Source organism: Dyella sp. C9 (assembly GCF_003332825.1).
Classification (GTDB): Bacteria; Pseudomonadota; Gammaproteobacteria; order Xanthomonadales; family Rhodanobacteraceae; genus Dyella.
On the sequence record NZ_QIRF01000005.1, the window covers coordinates 75,235 to 92,057 of the forward strand.

Here is a 16,823-nt window from a genome sequence, read left to right on the forward strand (position 1 = left end):
CGCTGGCACACTCGCCGATCCGGCGATCAACCGGGCAATGAGCCGGCGGATTTGCGCACGATCAACATGGCCAACTCCAGCGATTGCTCATAATTGAGACGAGGATCGACCATCGACTTGTAGGCACGCTCCAGGTCCACCTCGCTCAGGTCACGCGCACCGCCCATGCATTCGGTGACGTTCTCACCCGTGAGTTCGAGATGCACGCCCCCCAGGCGCGTGCCCGCGGATGCATGGATATCGAACGCCTGGTCGAGCTCGCCTCGAATATTGTCGAAACGGCGGGTCTTGTAGCCGTTGGAGGTCGTCTCGGTATTACCGTGCATCGGGTCCGCCACCCACAACACCCGACGCCCTTCCCTACGCACGGCCTCCAGCAGCGGCGGCAGCGCGCGACCTATGGCAGCGCTGCCCATGCGATGGATCAGGGTCAGCCGGCCGGGCTCATCCTCGGGGTTGAGCGCATCGATCAGCGGCAGCAGCTGATCCGGCGTCACCGAAGGACCGACCTTGACCGCCACCGGGTTGCGAATGCCGCGGAAATACTCCACGTGGGCGCCATCCAGCGCCGCCGTACGCATGCCGATCCATGGGAAATGGGTGGACAGGTTGAACCAGCCCTGGTGGCGCGGCACCTGACGGGTCAGCGCCTCCTCGTAATGCAGCAGAAGCGCTTCGTGCGAAGTGAAGAAGTCGACCCGCGAGAAGCCTGCGATCGGACCGGCAAGGGTCTCCATGAAGCGCAGCGAATCACCGATCGCGGCGACCATCCGGCGATACTCGGCAGCCAGCGGCGAATGCTCGACCCAGGCCAGGTCCCAGTATTCAGGGTGGTGCAGGTCGGCGAATCCACCGTCGATGAGCGCTCGCACGAAATTCATGGTGAGCGCGGAGTTCGCATGGGCCTGGAGCAGGCGCCGCGGATCGGCCCGGCGCGCCTCGGGCGTGAAATCCGGACTGTTGACCAGATCACCGCGGAAGCTGGGCAAGGTCACGCCCTCGCGCGTCTCCGTGTCGGTCGAACGAGGCTTGGCATACTGCCCCGCGAATCGCCCCACGCGCAGCACGGGCTTCTTGAGGCCATGCACGAGCACCAGGCTCATCTGCAGCAGCACCTTGAGCCGGTTGGAGATGATCGGGCTGGTGCAGTCGGCGAAACTCTCGGCGCAATCGCCGCCTTGCAGCAGGAAACGCTTGCCCTCTTGCGCGTCGGCCAGTGCCTGCTTCAGCGCCAGGACCTCCCATGAGGTCACCAGCGGCGGCAGCGCGGCCAACTCGCGGGCGGCCTGCGCCAGCTCGCCGGCATCCTCGTAGACGGGCTGCTGCAAGGCCTGGCGCTGCTGCCAGCTGGCGGGCGACCACTGGTCAGGCAGTGAAGCGGGAACGGACGGCATCGACATGGCGTGTGACATCAAAGGCGGTCCGCCCAGGCTCGCTTGCGGGCGGCCGCATACAGTGCGACGAAGGCCAGCAGCAGATACCAGGCCAGCGTCCAGGCCGGCATGGGCAGGCCGAAAACCGGCTCGATCTTGGCGCACTCGCCCGAACCGGTGAAGACCATTTTAAGCACCTTGGCGAACGGGAACGTATCCATCATGTAACCGAGATTCGGGCCACAGGAGGGAATCTGGTCGGCCGGCAGCGTCTGCAGCCAAAGGTGGCGCGCCGCTGTCAGGATGCCGTCCAACGCGCCGAGCAGCACGCCACCGGTGTATACCCAGCGACTGCCGCCGCGGGGGGCATGGAGCCCGCCCAGCAGGAAGAACACGCCCATCACCATGAAGGCGATGCGCTGGAAGATGCACAAGGGGCAAGGGATCATGCCCAGCACGTGCTCGGCATACAGCGCGTAGCCCAGCAGGGCCACGCAAACGAGGAAACCGGCGAAATAGGTGGCGCGATACGACCAGCGGAATGGATTCATGGCTCGGACATGCTGCGTTGCGAAAGCGGGACATTACCCGCTCCCCCCGGGCCCTGTCAGCCCTCCAGCCCCATCATCCGCGCCCGCTGTCGGAGCGCAGCCTGTGCACGCCCCTGCCCCCAACCCTGAACACGCATGGGACAAGGCTCCACTTGCTCCATAAGCTCGAGGCCCGTTCGCTCGCGTACAGGGTGCGCTCCTGCAGCCACCCATAAAGCAAAAACCCCGGCAGGTTGCCCGGCCGAGGTTTCGCAAAACGTTTGTCGCTTACCGATTACTCGGCAGCGGCATCGCCGCGCGGGCGATCGACCAGCTCGACGTAGGCCATCGGGGCGTTGTCGCCCGGACGGAAGCCGGCCTTGAGGATGCGCAGGTAGCCGCCGGGACGCTCGCGGTAACGGGGGCCCAGCTCGATGAACAGCTTGCCCACCGCTTCCTTGTCGCGCAGGCGCGCGAAGGCGAGACGACGGTTGGCGACGCCATCGGTCTTGGCGAGCGTGATGAGCGGCTCGGCGACGCGACGGAGTTCCTTGGCCTTGGGCAGGGTGGTGCGGATCAGCTCATGCTTGATCAGCGACGCCGCCATGTTCTTGAACATGGCTTCGCGATGGCTGCTCGTGCGGTTGAGCTTGCGACCGGATTTCTGGTGGCGCATGGCAATACTCTCTATGTCTGTTGTTATGAAAAGTCGGCGGTTACGTCCGACTTCCCGCGGTTACCCGCTGGTGAAGCCCTTCGTGAAACGGGCTCTTGTTGAGCAAGACGGCCAGGGTGGCCGTTTCGGGCGCCTGCAAAATCCGAGGGATGAACACTCGTCAGGCGACCAATACCAAGCGACCAAGGTAGTCGCCCGAACAGCTTGCGACCTTGGGGGTCGCTTGAGGCGACTGGCGGGGATACCGAGGCAACCCCGCCAGCAACCCTAACAGCAGGGGCGACCGCGAACGGCCGCCCCAAACCACATCAGCCCAGCTGCATGCCGTGGGACAGGCCCGGCGGCGGCCAGTTCTCGAGCTTCATGCCCAGGGCCAGACCACGACCACCCAGCACGTCCTTGATTTCGGTCAGGGACTTCTTGCCGAGGTTCGGCGTCTTGAGCAGTTCGACTTCCGTCTTCTGCACCAGGTCGCCGATGTAGTAGATGCTCTCGGCCTTCAGGCAGTTCGCCGAACGCACGGTGAGCTCCAGGTCGTCGATCGGACGGAGCAGCAGCGGGTCGAAACCGCCCTTCTCCGCCTTGTCCGTGGCGCTTTCGCGACGCGAGAAGTCACCGAACACCGACAGCTGGTCGTTGAGGATCTCGGCGGCCTTGCGAACCGCGTCTTCCGCACCGATGGTGCCGTTGGTCTCGATATCCAGCACGAGCTTGTCGAGGTTGGTGCGCTGCTCCACACGAGCAGCGTCAACTTCGTAAGCCACGCGAAGCACCGGCGCGAACGACGCGTCGAGCTGCAGGCGGCCGATCGGACGAGCTTCATCATCCGGATGCTGGCGCGCGCTCGCCGGCTGGTAGCCGACGCCACGACGCACCTTCAGGCGCATGTTGAGAGCGATGTCCTTGGTCAGATGGCAGATCACGTGCTCGGGGTTGATGATTTCCACCGAGTGGTCGACGGCGATGTCGCCGGCGGTGACCACGCCCTTGCCCTTCTTGGACAGGGTCAGGGTGACTTCGTCACCCGAATGCTGGCGAATCGCCACGTCCTTGAGGTTCAGCAGGACTTCGATCACGTCCTCCTGCAGACCCTCGAGGGTGGTGTACTCGTGCAGCACGCCATCAATTTCCACCTCGACGATGGCAGAGCCAGGGATCGAGGAAAGCAGCACGCGACGCAGCGCGTTGCCCAGGGTGTGGCCAAAGCCACGCTCGAGCGGCTCCACCACCACCTTGGCGCGGTTGGCTCCGAGCTGCTCGACGCTGAGGCCGCGAGGCCGCAGCACGCTAGTTGACGAAACTGCCATGCAGGGCTCCGGTTGATTACTTCGAATAGAGCTCGACGATCAGGCTCTCATTGATGTCGGTCGGCAGGTCGCCGCGGTCCGGCATCGCCTTGAACGTACCTTCGAACTTCTTGCTGTCGACTTCCACCCACTGCGGACGCAGGTCCATGGTGTCGAACACGGTCGCCGCTTCCTGCACGCGCAGCTGGTTGCGAGCGCGCTCGGTCAGCGCAACCGCGTCACCCGGACGAACCTGGTACGAGGGGATGTTCACCTTCTTGCCGTTGACCAGCACAGCCTTGTGGCTGACCAGCTGACGAGCCTGGGCGCGGGTTACCGCGAAGCCCATGCGGTAAACGACGTTGTCCAGACGGCTCTCGAGCAGGCGCAGCAGGTTCTCGCCGGTGTTGCCCTTGAGGGTCGACGCCTTCGAGTAGTAGTTGCTGAACTGACGCTCGAGCACACCATAGATGCGCTTGACCTTCTGCTTCTCACGCAGCTGCAGCGCGTAGTCCGACATGCGCATGCGCTTGTTGGCGCCATGCTGGCCGGGCTTGTTCTCCAGCTTGCACTTCGAATCGATAGCGCGAGCGGGGCTCTTCAGACTGAGATCTGCACCCTCGCGGCGGGCGAGCTTGCAGGTAGCTCCACGATAACGTGCCATGGGTATGCTCCTTTAGACTCGACGCTTCTTCGGGGGACGGCAGCCGTTATGCGGAATCGGCGTGACGTCAATGATGTTCAGAACCTTGTAGCCGAGGGCGTTCAGCGAACGAACCGCCGACTCGCGACCCGGGCCCGGGCCCTTGATGCGGACTTCCACGGTCTTCACGCCGTAGTCGCCAGCCGCGCGGCCGGCCTTTTCGGCGGCAACCTGGGCAGCGAACGGGGTCGACTTGCGCGAGCCGCGGAAACCCGCGCCGCCGGCAGTCGCCCACGACAGGGCATTGCCCTGGCGATCGGTGATCGTGACGATGGTGTTGTTGAAGGAGGCTTGCACGTGCGCCACGGCATCCGTGACGACGCGCTTGATCTTCTTCTTGGTCTTGACAGGCTTGGCCATGTTCGGAATCCGTTACTTCTTGATCGCGCGACGCGGACCCTTGCGGGTGCGTGCGTTCGTACGCGTGCGCTGGCCGCGCACCGGCAGACCACGGCGATGACGCAGGCCGCGGTAGCAACCCAGGTCCATCAGGCGCTTGATGGCAATACCCACCTCGCGACGCAGATCGCCTTCAACGACGTACTTACCGATTTCGTGACGAAGCTTTTCGACTTCGCCTTCACTCAGGGACTTGATTTGCGTGGTCGGAACCACGCCTGCGTCCGCGCAGACCTTCTTGGCCCGGCTGCGGCCGATCCCATAAATGCTCTGCAGGCCAACCCAGACATGCTTCTGGACCGGCAAATTGACACCCGCGATGCGCGCCATGATGTACTTTCTCCGATGCGTTTCGTGCGCGGTAAACGCGCAATTCTAACCGTAAACAACCCAACAGGAAAGCCCTGCGACACCAGGGGTGCCGCCGCCCTCCAATCCAGACCAACTTCCTACCACCCCAGCAGCCATCAGTTGCGGCGGAGGTTGGCCTTCTTGAGCAGGCTTTCGTACTGGTGACTGACCAAGTGCGCCTGCACCTGGGCAGTGAAATCCATCACCACGACCACCACGATCAGCAGAGAGGTGCCGCCGAAGTAGAAGGGGACGTGCCACGCCTTTTGCAAAAACGAGGGAACCAGACAGACCAGCACCAGGTAGAGGGCGCCGACACCGGTCAGACGGGTCATCACGTTATCGATGTAATCGGCCGTGGAACGGCCGGGGCGGATACCCGGGATCAGGGCGCCGGAGCGCTTCAGGTTGTCCGCCGTCTCCTGGGAGTTGAACACGATCGCCGTGTAGAAAAAGGCGAAGGTGATCACCAGCACCGCGAAGACGATGTCGTACAGCGGCTCACCCGGGGTCAGCGCCTGGGTCAGCTCGGTCAGCCAGCGCGACTGGTGCCCGGCACTGAACCAGGTCGCCGCGGTGGCCGGGAACATCAGCAAGCTCGACGCAAAGATCGGCGGGATCACGCCCGACATGTTGATCTTCAGCGGCAGGTGCGAGGTCTGGTTCATGTAGGCCCGCTGCCCACCCGAACGCCGCGCGTAGTTCACGGTAATACGCCGTTGGGCGCGCTCCATGAACACCACGAACGCCGTCACGCCGAGAATCACCGCCACGACCATGATCATCTTGATCACGGACAGTTCGCCGTTGCCGGCCATGGTCAGGGTGTGAGCCACCGCGCCAGGGAGACCCGCCACGATGCCGGCGAAGATCAGCAGCGAAATGCCGTTGCCGATGCCACGCTCGGTGATCTGCTCGCCCAGCCACATCAGGAACATCGTGCCGGCGGTAAGGCCGACAATCGACGCCATGACGAAGCCCATGCCCGGCGTATAGACCACCGGCGCCCCGCCCGCGGAAACCTGCTTCTGCAGGGCCACCGCGATACCGAACGCCTGGAAGGCGGCCAAGCCCACCGTGCCGAAGCGGGTGTAGGTGGTCATCTTGCGACGACCAGCCTCACCTTCCTTGCGCAGCGCCTGCAGGCTCGGGATCACCGAACCCATCATCTGCACCACAATGGAGGCAGAGATGTAGGGCACCACGCCTAGCGCGAACACCGAGAAGCGTGCCAGCGAGCCACCCGAGAACATGTTGAACATGTTCATCAGGCCGCCGCCCTGCTCGATCAGGTTCGTCATGGCCTCCGGGTTGACGCCCGGAACCGGGATGAAGGAACCAAGACGGAAGACGATCAGCGCACCAATCACGAAGAAGATGCGCTGACGCAGTTCCGTCAGCTTGCCGAGCGATCCGAGCGATGTGCCCTGGGCTGCCGCCACGTGATTACTCCACGCTGCCGCCGGCAGCTTCGATCGCCGCCTTGGCGCCGGCCGTGGCCAGCACGCCCGACAACTTCACCGCGCGGCCGATCTCGCCCTTGAGGACGACCTTGACCTTCTTGGCGCGGCTGTCGATCAGACCGGCCTGGTGCAGGACGATCGGGTCGATCACGTCGGCCTTGAGGGTGGCCAGCTGGTACAGGAACACTTCCTGGCTCTCCGCCTTCTTCAGCGAGCGGAAGCCCACCTTCGGCAGGCGGCGCTGCAGCGGCATCTGACCGCCTTCGAAACCGTACTTGTGAGTGCCGCCCGCGCGAGCGTGCTGACCCTTGTGACCGCGACCGGCGGTCTTGCCCAGGCCCGAACCGATACCGCGACCCACGCGAAGGCGGGTCTTGCGGGCACCGGCGGCCGGCTTGATGTCGTTAAGACGCATGGTGATTACTCCTCGACCCGCACCAGGTAGTAGACCGTGTTGATCAGGCCGCGTACCTGCGGGCTGTCCTTCAGTTCACGGACATCGTTGAGCTTGTTCAGGCCGAGCGCCTTGACGCTCAGGCGATGACGGCTCTGCACACCGCGTAGGCCCTTGACCAGGCGCACGCGCACGGTGGCGGCGGTTTCGTTGTTCTTAGCCATTGCCCAGCACCTCTTCCAGGGTCTTGCCACGCTTGGCAGCGATCTGCTTCGGCGAGGCAACGGCCTGCAGGCCCTTGATGGTGGCGCGCACCAGGTTGATCGGGTTGCGCGAACCGACGGCCTTGGCCAACACGTTCTTCACACCCACCACTTCCAGCACAGCGCGCATCGCGCCGCCGGCGATGACGCCGGTACCCTCGGAAGCCGGCTGCATGAAGACGCGGGCTGCACCGTGGTTGGCCTTGATGGCGTACCACAGGGTGCCGTTGTTGAGATCGATGCTCACCATGTTGCGGCGGGCGCGGTCCATGGCCTTGGAGATGGCGACGGGCACTTCACGCGCCTTGCCATAGCCGAAGCCCACGCGACCTTCGCCGTCGCCGACCACGGTCAGCGCGGTGAAGCTCATCTGGCGGCCACCCTTGACGGTCTTGGCCACGCGGTTGACGGCGATCAGCTTCTCGAGCAGGCCGTCTGAATTTTCGCGATCGGTAGAAGACATGTTCTTTTCCGTATGCCCGGCGAACCGGGACTTTTGCTTGCGGCTAAGCCGCTTGGAGTTGTAGGTACTTCTCTTGGCAGCAGGTGCCGGGCGAGCCCGACACCCGATGCCGACCGGCTTAGAACTTCAGGCCGGCTTCGCGGGCCGCGTCGGCCAGCGCCTTGATGCGACCGTGGAAGCGGAAGCCCGAGCGATCGAACGCCACGGACTCGATGCCAGCGGCCAGCGCACGCTCAGCCACAGCCTTACCGACAGCAGCGGCGGCGGTGAGGTTCTTGGTGCCCTTCAGGCCTTCGGCGACCGACTTCTGCACGGTCGAGGCGGCGGCCACCACCTTCTGGCCATCGGCGGCGAACACCTGTGCGTACAGGTGCTGACCGGTGCGATGGACCGACAGGCGTGCCACACCGAGCTTGCGGATGTGGGAGCGAGTGGCCTTGGCGCGACGCAGGCGGGATTCGTTCTTGTTCATCGTCATAATTCCTGGAAACGGATCGGCAAGTAGTTTTGGCTCTTTGTGATGAGTGCGGCCATGGATGGCCGCTTCCCCACGCAGGGACAGCGTACTTACGCCTTCTTGGCTTCCTTCAGGGTGATCTTCTCGCCGGAGTAGCGCACGCCCTTGCCCTTGTAGGGTTCCGGCGGACGGAAGCCACGGATCTTGGCGGCCACTTCACCCACGCGCTGCTTGTCCGAACCCTTGATCAGGATTTCGGTCTGCGACGGGGTTTCGATGGTGATGCCTTCCGGAGCGTCGAACACGACCGGATGCGAGAAGCCCAGGGCGATGTTCAGCGACTTGCCGGCCATCGAGGCACGGTAGCCCACGCCGACCAGCTCGAGCTTGCGCTCGTAACCGTCGGAGACGCCCTTGACCATGTTGGCCACCAGCGCACGCAGGGTGCCACCGAACTTGTCATCTGCACCTTCGGCCACGGCGATATTCGCCACGCCGTTCTCGATGGAGACGGATGCGCCCGGCAGGGCGTGGGTCGCCAGGGTGCCCTTGGGGCCCTTGACGGTGATGCCTTCGGCGTTCGAGGTGATCTCAACGCCCTTGGGCAGGGTAATCGGCTTTTTGGCAACGCGGGACATCGTCGGCTCCTTATGCGACCTGGCCGATGACTTCGCCGCCCAGACCCTTGGCACGGGCCTGCGCGTCGGTCAGCAGACCGGCGGAAGTCGAGATGATCGAGATACCCAGGCCACCCAGGACCTTCGGCAGCTCGTCCTTGCCGCGGTAGACGCGGAGGCCGGAGCGGCTGCCACGGGTGATGGACTCGATGGCCGGACGGCCTTCGAAATACTTGAGCTTGATCTCGAGCACCGGCTTGCCTTCCACGGTGGAGGCCTTGGCGTCGAGGATATAGCCCTCGTTCTTGAGAAGGTTGGCGATGGCCACCTTCAGCTTCGACGACGGCATGTTTACGGCCTGCTTGCCCGTGAGCTGGGCATTGCGGATGCGCGTAAACAGATCGGCGATGGGATCAGTCATGCTCATGAAAACATCCTTCAGAGTGCACCGATATCCGAAAAACCGGAAATCTGTTTTGAGTTGTATGCCGGCACGCAGCCAGCCTGCGGGTACGCAGACCAACGACTATAGCAGCATTTTTCCGACTTTGCGAATAACGGCGCGTAATCGCGCCAACGGCGGCAGGCCAGGGCCTGCCGCCGTATCGGAACGAGGGAGGGTTTCCACCCTACCCCGCCCAGTTTGGGGTCTTACCAGCTGGCCTTGCGCAGGCCAGGAACGTCACCACGCATGGTGGCTTCGCGCAGCTTGTTACGGCCGAGGCCGAACTTCTGGTACACGGCGCGCGGACGACCGGTCAGCGCGCAGCGGGTACGCTGGCGGGCCGGGCTGGCGTCACGCGGCTGCTTCTGCAGCTTGGCCTGGGCTTCCATCTTCTCCTCGTAGGAGGCGGTGGGGCTCAGCACAATCGCCTTCAGTTCGGCGCGCTTGGCGGCGTACTTCTTGACGAGCTTGGTCCGCTTGAGGTCGCGGTTAACCATCGAGGTCTTGGCCATGTGTCTCTCGCGACTCTCTTAGTTGCGGAACGGGAAGCTGAAGGCTTCCAGCAGCGCCTTGGCTTCTTCGTCGGTCTTGGCGGTGGTGGTGATGGAGATGTCCATACCACGCATCGCGTCGACGGCGTCGAAGTCGATTTCCGGGAAGATGATCTGTTCCTTGATGCCGAAGTTGTAGTTACCACGGCCATCGAAGGCACGACCCGACACACCACGGAAGTCGCGCGTACGCGGCAGCGAGATGTTGATCAGGCGATCGAGGAATTCCCACATCTGAGCGCGACGCAGGGTGACCTTGCAGCCGATCGGCCAGCCGTCGCGGATCTTGAACGAGGCAACCGACACGCGGGCCTTGGTCTGGATCGGCTTCTGGCCGGAGATCTTGGCCATGTCGGCCACGGCGTTCTCGAGCACCTTCTTGTTGCCCGCCGCTTCGCCCACGCCCATGTTCAGGGTGATCTTCGTGATGCGGGGAACCTGCATCACGTTCTGGTAACCAAAACGCTCGGTGAGCTTCTTGATGACCTGGTCTTTGTAAAACGTTTCGAGACGCGTCGTCATAACGTAGATTCCTTACGCGTCCACAACTTCGCCGTTGGACTTGAACACGCGCACCTTACGCCCATCGGAGAGCGTCTTGGCGCCAACGCGTTCACCCTTGCCCGTGGCGGAGTTGAACAGCTGGACGTTGGAGATGTGGATCGAAGCCTCACGCTCGACGATGCCGCCAGCCTGGTTGGCCTGCGGATTCGGCTTGGTGTGACGCTTGACCAGGTTCACGTTGGAGACGAACACGCGGTCGCCATCAACGCGCAGCACGTCGCCGCGCTGACCCTTGTTCTTGCCGGTGATCACGAGGACCTGATCACCCTTGCGGATACGGTTCATGGTCTAGTCTCCGCTCAGAGCACTTCGGGCGCGAGCGAGACGATCTTCATGAACTTCTCGCTGCGCAGCTCGCGAGTGACCGGCCCGAAGATACGGGTGCCGATCGGCTCGAGCTTGTTGTTGAGGAGGACCGCTGCGTTACCGTCGAAACGGATCAGCGAGCCATCGGGACGGCGCACACCCTTGGCGGTACGAACCACCACGGCGTTGTACACCTCGCCCTTCTTCACCTTGCCGCGCGGGATGGCATCCTTCACGGTGACCTTGATCACGTCACCGATCGCGGCGTAACGGCGCTTGGAGCCGCCGAGCACCTTGATGCACATCAGTTCGCGGGCGCCGCTATTGTCAGCCGCGGAAAGCGTGCTTTGCATCTGGATCATGTCTGCACCCTCCCTTAGACGTTAGCGCGCGTGATGATTTCGACCACGCGGTGATGCTTGGTCTTGGACAGAGGACGGCATTCCGCGATGCGGACCAGGTCGCCTTCGTTGGCACCCAGGTCGTTCTGCGCGTGCAGCTTGGTCGAACGACGGATGATCTTGCCGATCAGCGGATGCTGTTCCTGGCGTTCGATCAGGACCGTCACGGTCTTGTCCATCTTGTTGCTGATGACGCGGCCCTCGAGGGTGCGCGTCTGCTTCTGGTTGTCGCTCATATCGGCCGTCCCTTACTTCTTGCCGCCGAGCACGAACTTCGTGCGGGCGATGTCGCGCCGAACGCGGCGCAGCTGGTGCGGCTGGTTGAGCTGGCCGGTGCCCTTCTGCATGCGCAGGTTGAACTGCTCCTTGCGCAGGTCCAGCAGGTGCTTATTCAGCTCTTCGGCCGTCTTGTTGGTCAGATCTTTGATGGCCATATCACATCACCGCCCGGGTCACGAATTGGGTCTGGACCGAGAGCTTGGCCGCGGCCAGGCGGAACGCCTCGCGTGCGGTTGCCTCGTCGATACCCTCGATTTCATACAGCATGCGGCCCGGCTGGATCGGAGCGACCCAGTATTCGACGCCACCCTTACCGGCACCCATTCGGACTTCGATGGGCTTCTTGGTGATGGGCTTGTCCGGGTACACGCGGATCCACAGCTTGCCGCCGCGCTTGACGAAGCGGGTGATGCAACGACGACCGGCTTCGATCTGACGTGCAGTCAGCGCACCGTGCGTGGTCGCCTTCAGGCCGAACTCGCCAAAGCTGACGAGGTTCGAGCAGAAGGCCAGACCGTCGTTGCGGCCCTTGAACTGCTTACGGAATTTGGTTCGCTTGGGTTGCAGCATGGCAACTCTCCTTACTTCGCCGTCCGCTCGCGGCGGCCTTCACCGCCCTCGCGACGCGATTCACGACGACCCTCGCCACCTTCACGACGCGGCTGGGACTGCTCTTCCTTCGGCTCCTGGTTGATCTGGGACAGATCGAAGATCTCGCCCTTGTAGATCCACACCTTGATGCCGATGATGCCGTAGGTGGTCTTCGCCTCGGCGAAGCCGTAGTCGATGTCCGCACGCAGGGTATGCAGCGGCACGCGACCTTCACGGGCCCATTCGGAACGAGCAATCTCGGCGCCGTTCAGACGACCAGAGACATTGATCTTGATGCCCAGGGCACCCAGGCGCATCGCGTTGCCGACCGAGCGCTTCATCGCGCGGCGGAACATGATGCGACGCTCCAGCTGCTGCGCGATCGACTCGGCAACCAGCTGCGCGTCCAGCTCGGGCTTGCGCACTTCGCTGACGTTGATGTGCGCCGGAACGCCCATCATGTCGCTGACTTCCTTGCGCAGCTTCTCGATGTCCTCGCCCTTCTTGCCGATCACCACGCCCGGACGGGCGGTGTGGATCGTCACGCGCGCGGTCTTGGCCGGGCGCTCGATGAGGATCTTGGAGATGCCGGCCTGGGCCAGCTTCTTGCGCAGCATCTCGCGAACCTTCAGGTCGGCAGCGAGGTACTGGGCGTATTCGCCCTTATTGGCGTACCACTTCGAGTTCCAGTCCTTGGCAATGCCGAGGCGGATACCGGTGGGATGAACTTTATGACCCATCGTCTACGTCCTCTTAGTTACCAACGACCACAGTGATGTGGCTGGTGCGCTTCAGGATGCGGGAGCCGCGGCCCTTGGCGCGGGCGTACATGCGCTTCATCGCCGGACCTTCGTCCACGAAGATGCGCGAGACCTTCAGCTCGTCGACGTCAGCGCCGAGGTTGTTCTCGGCGTTGGCGACGGCCGACAGCAGCACCTTGCGAACAATGGCTGCGGCCTTCTTGTTAGTGAACTGGAGCACGTCGCTGGCACGGCCCACGGGCATACCGCGGACCAGGTCAGCTACCAGGCGTGCCTTCTGCGCCGAAATGCGGGCGCTGCGCAGGATCGCTTTGGCTTCAGTGCTCATCACTTGCCCTTCTTGTCGCCGCCATGGCCCTTGAAGGTACGGGTCACCGCGAACTCGCCGAGCTTGTGCCCGACCATGTTCTCGTTGACCAGCACGGGGACATGCTGACGGCCGTTGTGGATGGCGATGGTCAGGCCAACCATCTCCGGGAGGATCATCGAACGACGCGACCAGGTCTTGATCGGACGCTTGTTGTTGGCGGAAACGGCGGCTTCCACCTTCTTTACGAGGTGCAGGTCGACGAACGGACCTTTCTTTAGAGAGCGCGGCATAGTCGTTTCCTATTACTTGCGGCGACGCACGATGAACTGCTGCGTGCGCTTGTTGTTGCGGGTCTTGTAACCCTTGGTCGGCGTGCCCCACGGGCTGACCGGATGACGGCCACCGGAGGTACGGCCTTCACCACCGCCATGCGGATGGTCGACCGGGTTCATCACAACGCCGCGGACGGTCGGACGGATACCGAGCCAGCGCTTCGCGCCGGCCTTGCCGAGCTTCTTCAGGCTGTGTTCGCTGTTGCCGACTTCACCGACGGTGGCGCGGCAATCGACCGGCACGCGGCGCATTTCGCCGGAGCGAAGACGCAGCGTGGCGTAGCCGGATTCACGGGCCACCAGCTGGACCGAGGCACCGGCGGAGCGAGCGATCTGCGCGCCCTTGCCCGGCTTCATCTCGATGCAGTGGATGGTCGAACCCACCGGGATCGAACGCAGCGGCAGGCTGTTGCCAGCCTTGATCGGCGCGTCGCTGCCCGACACCAGGCGGTCGCCCACCTGCACGCCCTTGGGCGCGATGATGTAGCGGCGTTCGCCGTCGGCGTAGCACAGCAGCGCGATGTGCGCGGTGCGGTTGGGATCGTATTCAATGCGCTCGACGCGGGCGGCGATGCCTTCCTTGTCACGCTTGAAGTCGATGATGCGGTAACGCTGCTTGTGACCGCCGCCCTGGTGGCGAACGGTGATGCGACCGTAGTGGTTGCGACCGCCGTTCTTGGTCTTTGCCTCGGTCAACGCCGCGTACGGCGCGCCCTTGTGCAGACCCTCGGTGCGAACGCTGACTGCGTCGCGACGTCCGGGCGAGGTCGGCTTATGAGTGATCAGTGCCATCTCAATTCAACTCCTGGCTCAGGCCTTGGCCGACACGTCGATGGTCTGGCCATCGGCGAGGCGCACATAGGCCTTGCGCTTGCCCTGGCGGCTGCCAGCGCGGAAACGGAAGGACTTGACCTTGCCCTTGGCGTTGACGAGGTTCACCTGCTCGACCTTGACGTCGAACATCTGTTCCACCGCAGCGCGGACATCGGCCTTGGTTGCTTCGGGGGCAACCACGAAAACGTACTGGTTCTTCTCAGCCAGGCGAGCAGCCTTTTCCGAGATGTGCGGCGCGCGCAGCGTATTCAGGATGCGTTCGTTGCTCATGCCAGCCACTCCTCGATCTTCTTCACCGCATCGACCGTCATGACGATGTGGTCGGAACCGACCAGGCTGACCGGGTTCAGGGCCAGCACGTCAACGACGTGGATGTACGGGATGTTGCGCGCGGCCAGGAAGGTCGCCTCGTTGGCGTCTTCCGAAACCAGCAGCACACGGCCGGAAACCTGCAGCTCAGCCAGCTTCGCGACCATCGCCTTGGTCTTCGGGGTGTCGATGCCGAAGCTCTCGACCACCTTCAGACGGTCCTGGCGGATCAGCTCCGACAGGATCGAGCGGATCGCAACGCGGTAAGCCTTGCGGTTGACCTTCTGCTCGTAGTTGCGCGGCTTGGCCGCGAACGTGACACCACCGCCCACGAAGATCGGAGCGCGGTAGTCGCCGTGACGAGCGCCGCCGCCCTTCTGCTTCTTGAACTTCTTGGTGGTACCCGACAGCTCGCCACGCGACAGCTGGGCCTTGGTACCGGCGCGACCGCCGGCCTGGTAGGCCACAACCACCTGGTGGATCAGAGCCTGCTTGAACTCACCGCCGAACACTTCGTCCGACACGTTGAGCGGCTTGGCGCCAATGACATTCAATTCCATGGCGTCTCTCCTCAGCCCTTGGTCGTCGGACGGATGACGACGTCGCCGCCGGTAGCACCCGGCACCGCGCCCTTCACCGCGATCAGATGACGCTCGGCGTCGACCTTGACCACTTCCAGGCCCTGCTGCGTGCGGTTCACCGCACCCATGTGGCCTGCCATCTTCTTGCCCGGGAACACGCGACCCGGGGTCTGACGCTGACCGATAGAACCCGGCGCGCGATGCGACAGCGAGTTACCGTGGGTCGCGTCACCCATGGTGAAGTTGTGGCGCTTGATGGTGCCCTGGAAGCCCTTGCCCTTCGACACGCCGGCGACGTCAACAATCTGACCCACCTGGAACACGTCGTCGGCCTTGATCTCGGCGCCCACGGTGTACTTGCCGAGATCATCGGCAGACACGCGGAACTCCCACAGACCACGACCCGGCTCAACCTTCGCCTTCGCGTAGTGGCCCTTCAGCGGCTGCGTCAGCAGGCTGGCGCGCTTGACGCCCGCCGCGACCTGCACAGCGCTGTAGCCATCGTTATCTTCCGTCTTCAGCTGCGTGACGCGATTCGGGGTGGCCTCAATCAAGGTCACCGGAATCGAGCGTCCGTCTTCAGTGAAGAGTCGGCTCATGCCGCACTTGCGGCCAACCAGTCCGATACTCATCTTCGTATCCTGTCCTTCGCTCAACCAAGCTTGATCTGAACGTCCACGCCAGCGGCGAGGTCAAGCTTCATGAGCGCGTCCACGGTCTTGTCATTGGGGTCGACGATGTCCAGCACGCGCTTGTGCGTACGGGTCTCGTACTGGTCGCGGGCATCTTTGTCGACGTGCGGCGACACCAGAATGGTGTAGCGCTCGATCTTGGTCGGGAGCGGAATCGGGCCGAGGACCGTAGCGCCAGTGCGCTTGGCCGTCTCGACGATTTCGCTGGCCGAACGGTCGATCAGACGATGATCGAACGCCTTGAGCCGGATGCGAATCTTTTGGTTCGCCATAAACCGTGTCCTGTTATCGAAAGAACAAATTCTGTGAACCGGATGGGCTTCTCACCCACCCGCACAACCCATTGGTACTGCCAGTTACAACTACAGGCCGCATCGAACCGGAATCAACCCCGGCGCGAAACGACCTTAAAAGACTAGGCAGGCCCTAAATGGACCCGCCCAGACGAAAAAGTATAAAACGCGCGAAACGGCCAGGTCAACAAAGCGTCATGCCTTGTCGCCCAAGCCCTCTCTTGCGTATTGGCCATCCAGGCCAGCGAACTCGAAGTACTTCCTGTACCTCATTTCGCTGTAAGGCCACCCAGACCAAAGTCAGGCGGCAGGCAAGACCGCGACTATAACCGCAAAACCAGCCAAAGAAAAGCCCCAAACCCGCTTCCGGCTGAATCCGCGCGAAAAAAAACCGGCCCGAAGGCCGGTTCTTTTCAGTTCACCACCCGAAAGTGGCTCACCTTGTCTTACTTGATGACCTTGGCCACCACGCCGGCGCCGACGGTACGGCCGCCTTCGCGAATGGCGAAGCGCAGACCCTGGTCCATGGCGATCGGGTGGATCAGGGTGACGTTCATCTTGATGTTGTCACCCGGCATGACCATTTCCACGCCTTCCGG

General features: G+C 63.2%; 29 protein-coding genes and 1 pseudogene. All 30 read right to left on the bottom strand.

Going from position 1 to position 16,823, the window contains the following annotated elements:
• Positions 1-26: 26 nt before the first annotated feature.
• Complete coding sequence (locus DVU99_RS08700) at positions 27-1,412, bottom strand: class II 3-deoxy-7-phosphoheptulonate synthase (protein WP_114239838.1); 1,386 nt, start codon at positions 1,410-1,412, stop codon at positions 27-29.
• A complete protein-coding gene (locus DVU99_RS08705; RefSeq protein WP_114239839.1) occupies positions 1,412-1,924 on the bottom strand; it encodes a disulfide bond formation protein B in 513 nt (170 codons plus the stop codon). The genes DVU99_RS08700 and DVU99_RS08705 overlap by 1 nt, the downstream gene beginning before the upstream one ends.
• Positions 1,925-2,198: 274 nt before the next feature.
• Positions 2,199-2,579 carry a 50S ribosomal protein L17 gene (gene rplQ / locus DVU99_RS08710; protein ID WP_114239840.1) on the bottom strand — a complete coding sequence of 127 codons (381 nt, stop codon included), beginning with the start codon at positions 2,577-2,579 and terminating at the stop codon, positions 2,199-2,201.
• Positions 2,580-2,887: 308 nt separating this feature from the next.
• Positions 2,888-3,886 (bottom strand): DNA-directed RNA polymerase subunit alpha, encoded by a 999-nt coding sequence (rpoA, locus tag DVU99_RS08715; RefSeq protein WP_026033857.1) that lies wholly within the window; start codon positions 3,884-3,886, stop codon positions 2,888-2,890.
• A 16-nt stretch (positions 3,887-3,902) separates the two neighbouring features.
• Positions 3,903-4,529, bottom strand: a complete 627-nt coding sequence (gene rpsD, locus DVU99_RS08720; protein WP_114239841.1) for a 30S ribosomal protein S4 — start codon at positions 4,527-4,529, stop codon at positions 3,903-3,905.
• Between the two features lie 12 nt (positions 4,530-4,541).
• A complete protein-coding gene (gene rpsK / locus DVU99_RS08725; RefSeq protein ID WP_007513384.1) occupies positions 4,542-4,928 on the bottom strand; it encodes a 30S ribosomal protein S11 in 387 nt (128 codons plus the stop codon).
• 12 nt (positions 4,929-4,940) lie between these two features.
• The gene (gene rpsM, locus DVU99_RS08730) at positions 4,941-5,297 is read right to left on the bottom strand and encodes a 30S ribosomal protein S13 (protein WP_019464879.1); all 357 of its coding nucleotides are present in this window, start codon (positions 5,295-5,297) and stop codon (positions 4,941-4,943) included.
• Positions 5,298-5,434: 137 nt separating this feature from the next.
• Positions 5,435-6,760 (bottom strand): preprotein translocase subunit SecY, encoded by a 1,326-nt coding sequence (secY, locus tag DVU99_RS08735; RefSeq protein WP_114239842.1) that lies wholly within the window; start codon positions 6,758-6,760, stop codon positions 5,435-5,437.
• A 4-nt stretch (positions 6,761-6,764) separates the two neighbouring features.
• Positions 6,765-7,202: a 50S ribosomal protein L15 gene (gene rplO, locus DVU99_RS08740; protein WP_198670247.1), complete on the bottom strand. Its 438-nt coding sequence runs from the start codon at positions 7,200-7,202 to the stop codon at positions 6,765-6,767.
• Positions 7,202-7,399, bottom strand: coding sequence for a 50S ribosomal protein L30 (rpmD, locus tag DVU99_RS08745; RefSeq protein ID WP_114239844.1), 198 nt, complete (start codon positions 7,397-7,399; stop codon positions 7,202-7,204). The genes rplO and rpmD overlap by 1 nt, the downstream gene beginning before the upstream one ends.
• The gene (rpsE, locus tag DVU99_RS08750) at positions 7,392-7,901 is read right to left on the bottom strand and encodes a 30S ribosomal protein S5 (RefSeq protein WP_114239845.1); all 510 of its coding nucleotides are present in this window, start codon (positions 7,899-7,901) and stop codon (positions 7,392-7,394) included. Before rpsE ends, rpmD begins: the two co-directional genes overlap by 8 nt.
• A 118-nt stretch (positions 7,902-8,019) precedes the next feature.
• Positions 8,020-8,379: a 50S ribosomal protein L18 gene (gene rplR / locus DVU99_RS08755; RefSeq protein WP_198670240.1), complete on the bottom strand. Its 360-nt coding sequence runs from the start codon at positions 8,377-8,379 to the stop codon at positions 8,020-8,022.
• An 89-nt stretch (positions 8,380-8,468) separates the two neighbouring features.
• Positions 8,469-8,996, bottom strand: a complete 528-nt coding sequence (gene rplF, locus DVU99_RS08760; protein WP_114239847.1) for a 50S ribosomal protein L6 — start codon at positions 8,994-8,996, stop codon at positions 8,469-8,471.
• 10 nt (positions 8,997-9,006) lie between these two features.
• Positions 9,007-9,402 carry a 30S ribosomal protein S8 gene (gene rpsH, locus DVU99_RS08765; RefSeq protein ID WP_114239848.1) on the bottom strand — a complete coding sequence of 132 codons (396 nt, stop codon included), beginning with the start codon at positions 9,400-9,402 and terminating at the stop codon, positions 9,007-9,009.
• Between the two features lie 224 nt (positions 9,403-9,626).
• Positions 9,627-9,932 (bottom strand): 30S ribosomal protein S14, encoded by a 306-nt coding sequence (rpsN, locus tag DVU99_RS08770; protein ID WP_111981405.1) that lies wholly within the window; start codon positions 9,930-9,932, stop codon positions 9,627-9,629.
• A gap of 18 nt (positions 9,933-9,950) precedes the next feature.
• Positions 9,951-10,493 (bottom strand): 50S ribosomal protein L5, encoded by a 543-nt coding sequence (gene rplE / locus DVU99_RS08775; RefSeq protein WP_038620419.1) that lies wholly within the window; start codon positions 10,491-10,493, stop codon positions 9,951-9,953.
• A 12-nt stretch (positions 10,494-10,505) separates the two neighbouring features.
• Positions 10,506-10,820, bottom strand: coding sequence for a 50S ribosomal protein L24 (rplX, locus tag DVU99_RS08780; protein ID WP_019464889.1), 315 nt, complete (start codon positions 10,818-10,820; stop codon positions 10,506-10,508).
• 14 nt (positions 10,821-10,834) lie between these two features.
• On the bottom strand, positions 10,835-11,203 hold the full coding sequence (rplN, locus tag DVU99_RS08785) for a 50S ribosomal protein L14 (protein WP_038620422.1): 369 nt from the start codon (positions 11,201-11,203) through the stop codon (positions 10,835-10,837).
• A gap of 14 nt (positions 11,204-11,217) precedes the next feature.
• Positions 11,218-11,478, bottom strand: a complete 261-nt coding sequence (rpsQ, locus tag DVU99_RS08790) for a 30S ribosomal protein S17 (RefSeq protein ID WP_114239849.1) — start codon at positions 11,476-11,478, stop codon at positions 11,218-11,220.
• Positions 11,479-11,490: 12 nt separating this feature from the next.
• Entirely contained in the window at positions 11,491-11,676 is a 186-nt protein-coding gene (gene rpmC / locus DVU99_RS08795) for a 50S ribosomal protein L29 (RefSeq protein ID WP_019464891.1), read from the bottom strand.
• A 1-nt stretch (position 11,677) separates the two neighbouring features.
• Complete coding sequence (rplP, locus tag DVU99_RS08800) at positions 11,678-12,091, bottom strand: 50S ribosomal protein L16 (protein ID WP_114239850.1); 414 nt, start codon at positions 12,089-12,091, stop codon at positions 11,678-11,680.
• 11 nt (positions 12,092-12,102) lie between these two features.
• On the bottom strand, positions 12,103-12,852 hold the full coding sequence (rpsC, locus tag DVU99_RS08805; RefSeq protein WP_111981404.1) for a 30S ribosomal protein S3: 750 nt from the start codon (positions 12,850-12,852) through the stop codon (positions 12,103-12,105).
• A 13-nt stretch (positions 12,853-12,865) separates the two neighbouring features.
• Positions 12,866-13,201, bottom strand: coding sequence for a 50S ribosomal protein L22 (gene rplV / locus DVU99_RS08810; protein WP_019464894.1), 336 nt, complete (start codon positions 13,199-13,201; stop codon positions 12,866-12,868).
• Positions 13,201-13,473, bottom strand: a complete 273-nt coding sequence (gene rpsS / locus DVU99_RS08815; protein WP_017461870.1) for a 30S ribosomal protein S19 — start codon at positions 13,471-13,473, stop codon at positions 13,201-13,203. The genes rplV and rpsS overlap by 1 nt, the downstream gene beginning before the upstream one ends.
• Positions 13,474-13,485: 12 nt before the next feature.
• Complete coding sequence (gene rplB / locus DVU99_RS08820) at positions 13,486-14,307, bottom strand: 50S ribosomal protein L2 (protein ID WP_114239851.1); 822 nt, start codon at positions 14,305-14,307, stop codon at positions 13,486-13,488.
• A gap of 18 nt (positions 14,308-14,325) precedes the next feature.
• Entirely contained in the window at positions 14,326-14,619 is a 294-nt protein-coding gene (rplW, locus tag DVU99_RS08825; protein WP_109126893.1) for a 50S ribosomal protein L23, read from the bottom strand.
• A complete protein-coding gene (rplD, locus tag DVU99_RS08830) occupies positions 14,616-15,218 on the bottom strand; it encodes a 50S ribosomal protein L4 (RefSeq protein WP_114239852.1) in 603 nt (200 codons plus the stop codon). The genes rplW and rplD overlap by 4 nt, the downstream gene beginning before the upstream one ends.
• 11 nt (positions 15,219-15,229) lie before the next feature.
• A complete protein-coding gene (gene rplC / locus DVU99_RS08835; protein ID WP_114239853.1) occupies positions 15,230-15,871 on the bottom strand; it encodes a 50S ribosomal protein L3 in 642 nt (213 codons plus the stop codon).
• 20 nt (positions 15,872-15,891) lie between these two features.
• Positions 15,892-16,203: a 30S ribosomal protein S10 gene (gene rpsJ, locus DVU99_RS08840; RefSeq protein WP_014402136.1), complete on the bottom strand. Its 312-nt coding sequence runs from the start codon at positions 16,201-16,203 to the stop codon at positions 15,892-15,894.
• Positions 16,204-16,670: 467 nt separating this feature from the next.
• A pseudogene (gene tuf / locus DVU99_RS08845) lies at positions 16,671-16,823 on the bottom strand (elongation factor Tu); the annotation flags it as partial.

Bases quoted from the DNA above. Each gene is read 5' to 3' on its own strand.
- rpsN (WP_111981405.1), bottom strand. From the start codon at position 9,932: ATGGCCAAGACCTCGATGGTTAACCGCGACCTCAAGCGGACCAAGCTC.
- rplQ (WP_114239840.1), bottom strand. From the start codon at position 2,579: ATGCGCCACCAGAAATCCGGTCGCAAGCTCAACCGCACGAGCAGCCAT.
- rpsC (WP_111981404.1), bottom strand. From the start codon at position 12,852: ATGGGTCATAAAGTTCATCCCACCGGTATCCGCCTCGGCATTGCCAAG.
- rpsJ (WP_014402136.1), bottom strand. From the start codon at position 16,203: ATGGCGAACCAAAAGATTCGCATCCGGCTCAAGGCGTTCGATCATCGT.
- DVU99_RS08700 (WP_114239838.1), bottom strand. From the start codon at position 1,412: ATGTCACACGCCATGTCGATGCCGTCCGTTCCCGCTTCACTGCCTGAC.
- rpsS (WP_017461870.1), bottom strand. From the start codon at position 13,473: ATGCCGCGCTCTCTAAAGAAAGGTCCGTTCGTCGACCTGCACCTCGTA.
- rplC (WP_114239853.1), bottom strand. From the start codon at position 15,871: ATGAGTATCGGACTGGTTGGCCGCAAGTGCGGCATGAGCCGACTCTTC.
- rplB (WP_114239851.1), bottom strand. From the start codon at position 14,307: ATGGCACTGATCACTCATAAGCCGACCTCGCCCGGACGTCGCGACGCA.
- rpmC (WP_019464891.1), bottom strand. From the start codon at position 11,676: ATGGCCATCAAAGATCTGACCAACAAGACGGCCGAAGAGCTGAATAAG.
- rplW (WP_109126893.1), bottom strand. From the start codon at position 14,619: ATGAGCAACGAACGCATCCTGAATACGCTGCGCGCGCCGCACATCTCG.
- rplP (WP_114239850.1), bottom strand. From the start codon at position 12,091: ATGCTGCAACCCAAGCGAACCAAATTCCGTAAGCAGTTCAAGGGCCGC.
- rplV (WP_019464894.1), bottom strand. From the start codon at position 13,201: ATGAGCACTGAAGCCAAAGCGATCCTGCGCAGCGCCCGCATTTCGGCG.
- rpsQ (WP_114239849.1), bottom strand. From the start codon at position 11,478: ATGAGCGACAACCAGAAGCAGACGCGCACCCTCGAGGGCCGCGTCATC.
- rpsM (WP_019464879.1), bottom strand. From the start codon at position 5,297: ATGGCGCGCATCGCGGGTGTCAATTTGCCGGTCCAGAAGCATGTCTGG.
- rplN (WP_038620422.1), bottom strand. From the start codon at position 11,203: ATGATCCAGATGCAAAGCACGCTTTCCGCGGCTGACAATAGCGGCGCC.
- rpmD (WP_114239844.1), bottom strand. From the start codon at position 7,399: ATGGCTAAGAACAACGAAACCGCCGCCACCGTGCGCGTGCGCCTGGTC.
- rpsE (WP_114239845.1), bottom strand. From the start codon at position 7,901: ATGTCTTCTACCGATCGCGAAAATTCAGACGGCCTGCTCGAGAAGCTG.
- rplR (WP_198670240.1), bottom strand. From the start codon at position 8,379: ATGACGATGAACAAGAACGAATCCCGCCTGCGTCGCGCCAAGGCCACT.
- rplX (WP_019464889.1), bottom strand. From the start codon at position 10,820: ATGAACCGTATCCGCAAGGGTGATCAGGTCCTCGTGATCACCGGCAAG.
- DVU99_RS08705 (WP_114239839.1), bottom strand. From the start codon at position 1,924: ATGAATCCATTCCGCTGGTCGTATCGCGCCACCTATTTCGCCGGTTTC.
- rplE (WP_038620419.1), bottom strand. From the start codon at position 10,493: ATGACGACGCGTCTCGAAACGTTTTACAAAGACCAGGTCATCAAGAAG.
- rplF (WP_114239847.1), bottom strand. From the start codon at position 8,996: ATGTCCCGCGTTGCCAAAAAGCCGATTACCCTGCCCAAGGGCGTTGAG.
- rpsH (WP_114239848.1), bottom strand. From the start codon at position 9,402: ATGAGCATGACTGATCCCATCGCCGATCTGTTTACGCGCATCCGCAAT.
- rpsK (WP_007513384.1), bottom strand. From the start codon at position 4,928: ATGGCCAAGCCTGTCAAGACCAAGAAGAAGATCAAGCGCGTCGTCACG.
- rpoA (WP_026033857.1), bottom strand. From the start codon at position 3,886: ATGGCAGTTTCGTCAACTAGCGTGCTGCGGCCTCGCGGCCTCAGCGTC.
- rplD (WP_114239852.1), bottom strand. From the start codon at position 15,218: ATGGAATTGAATGTCATTGGCGCCAAGCCGCTCAACGTGTCGGACGAA.
- rpsD (WP_114239841.1), bottom strand. From the start codon at position 4,529: ATGGCACGTTATCGTGGAGCTACCTGCAAGCTCGCCCGCCGCGAGGGT.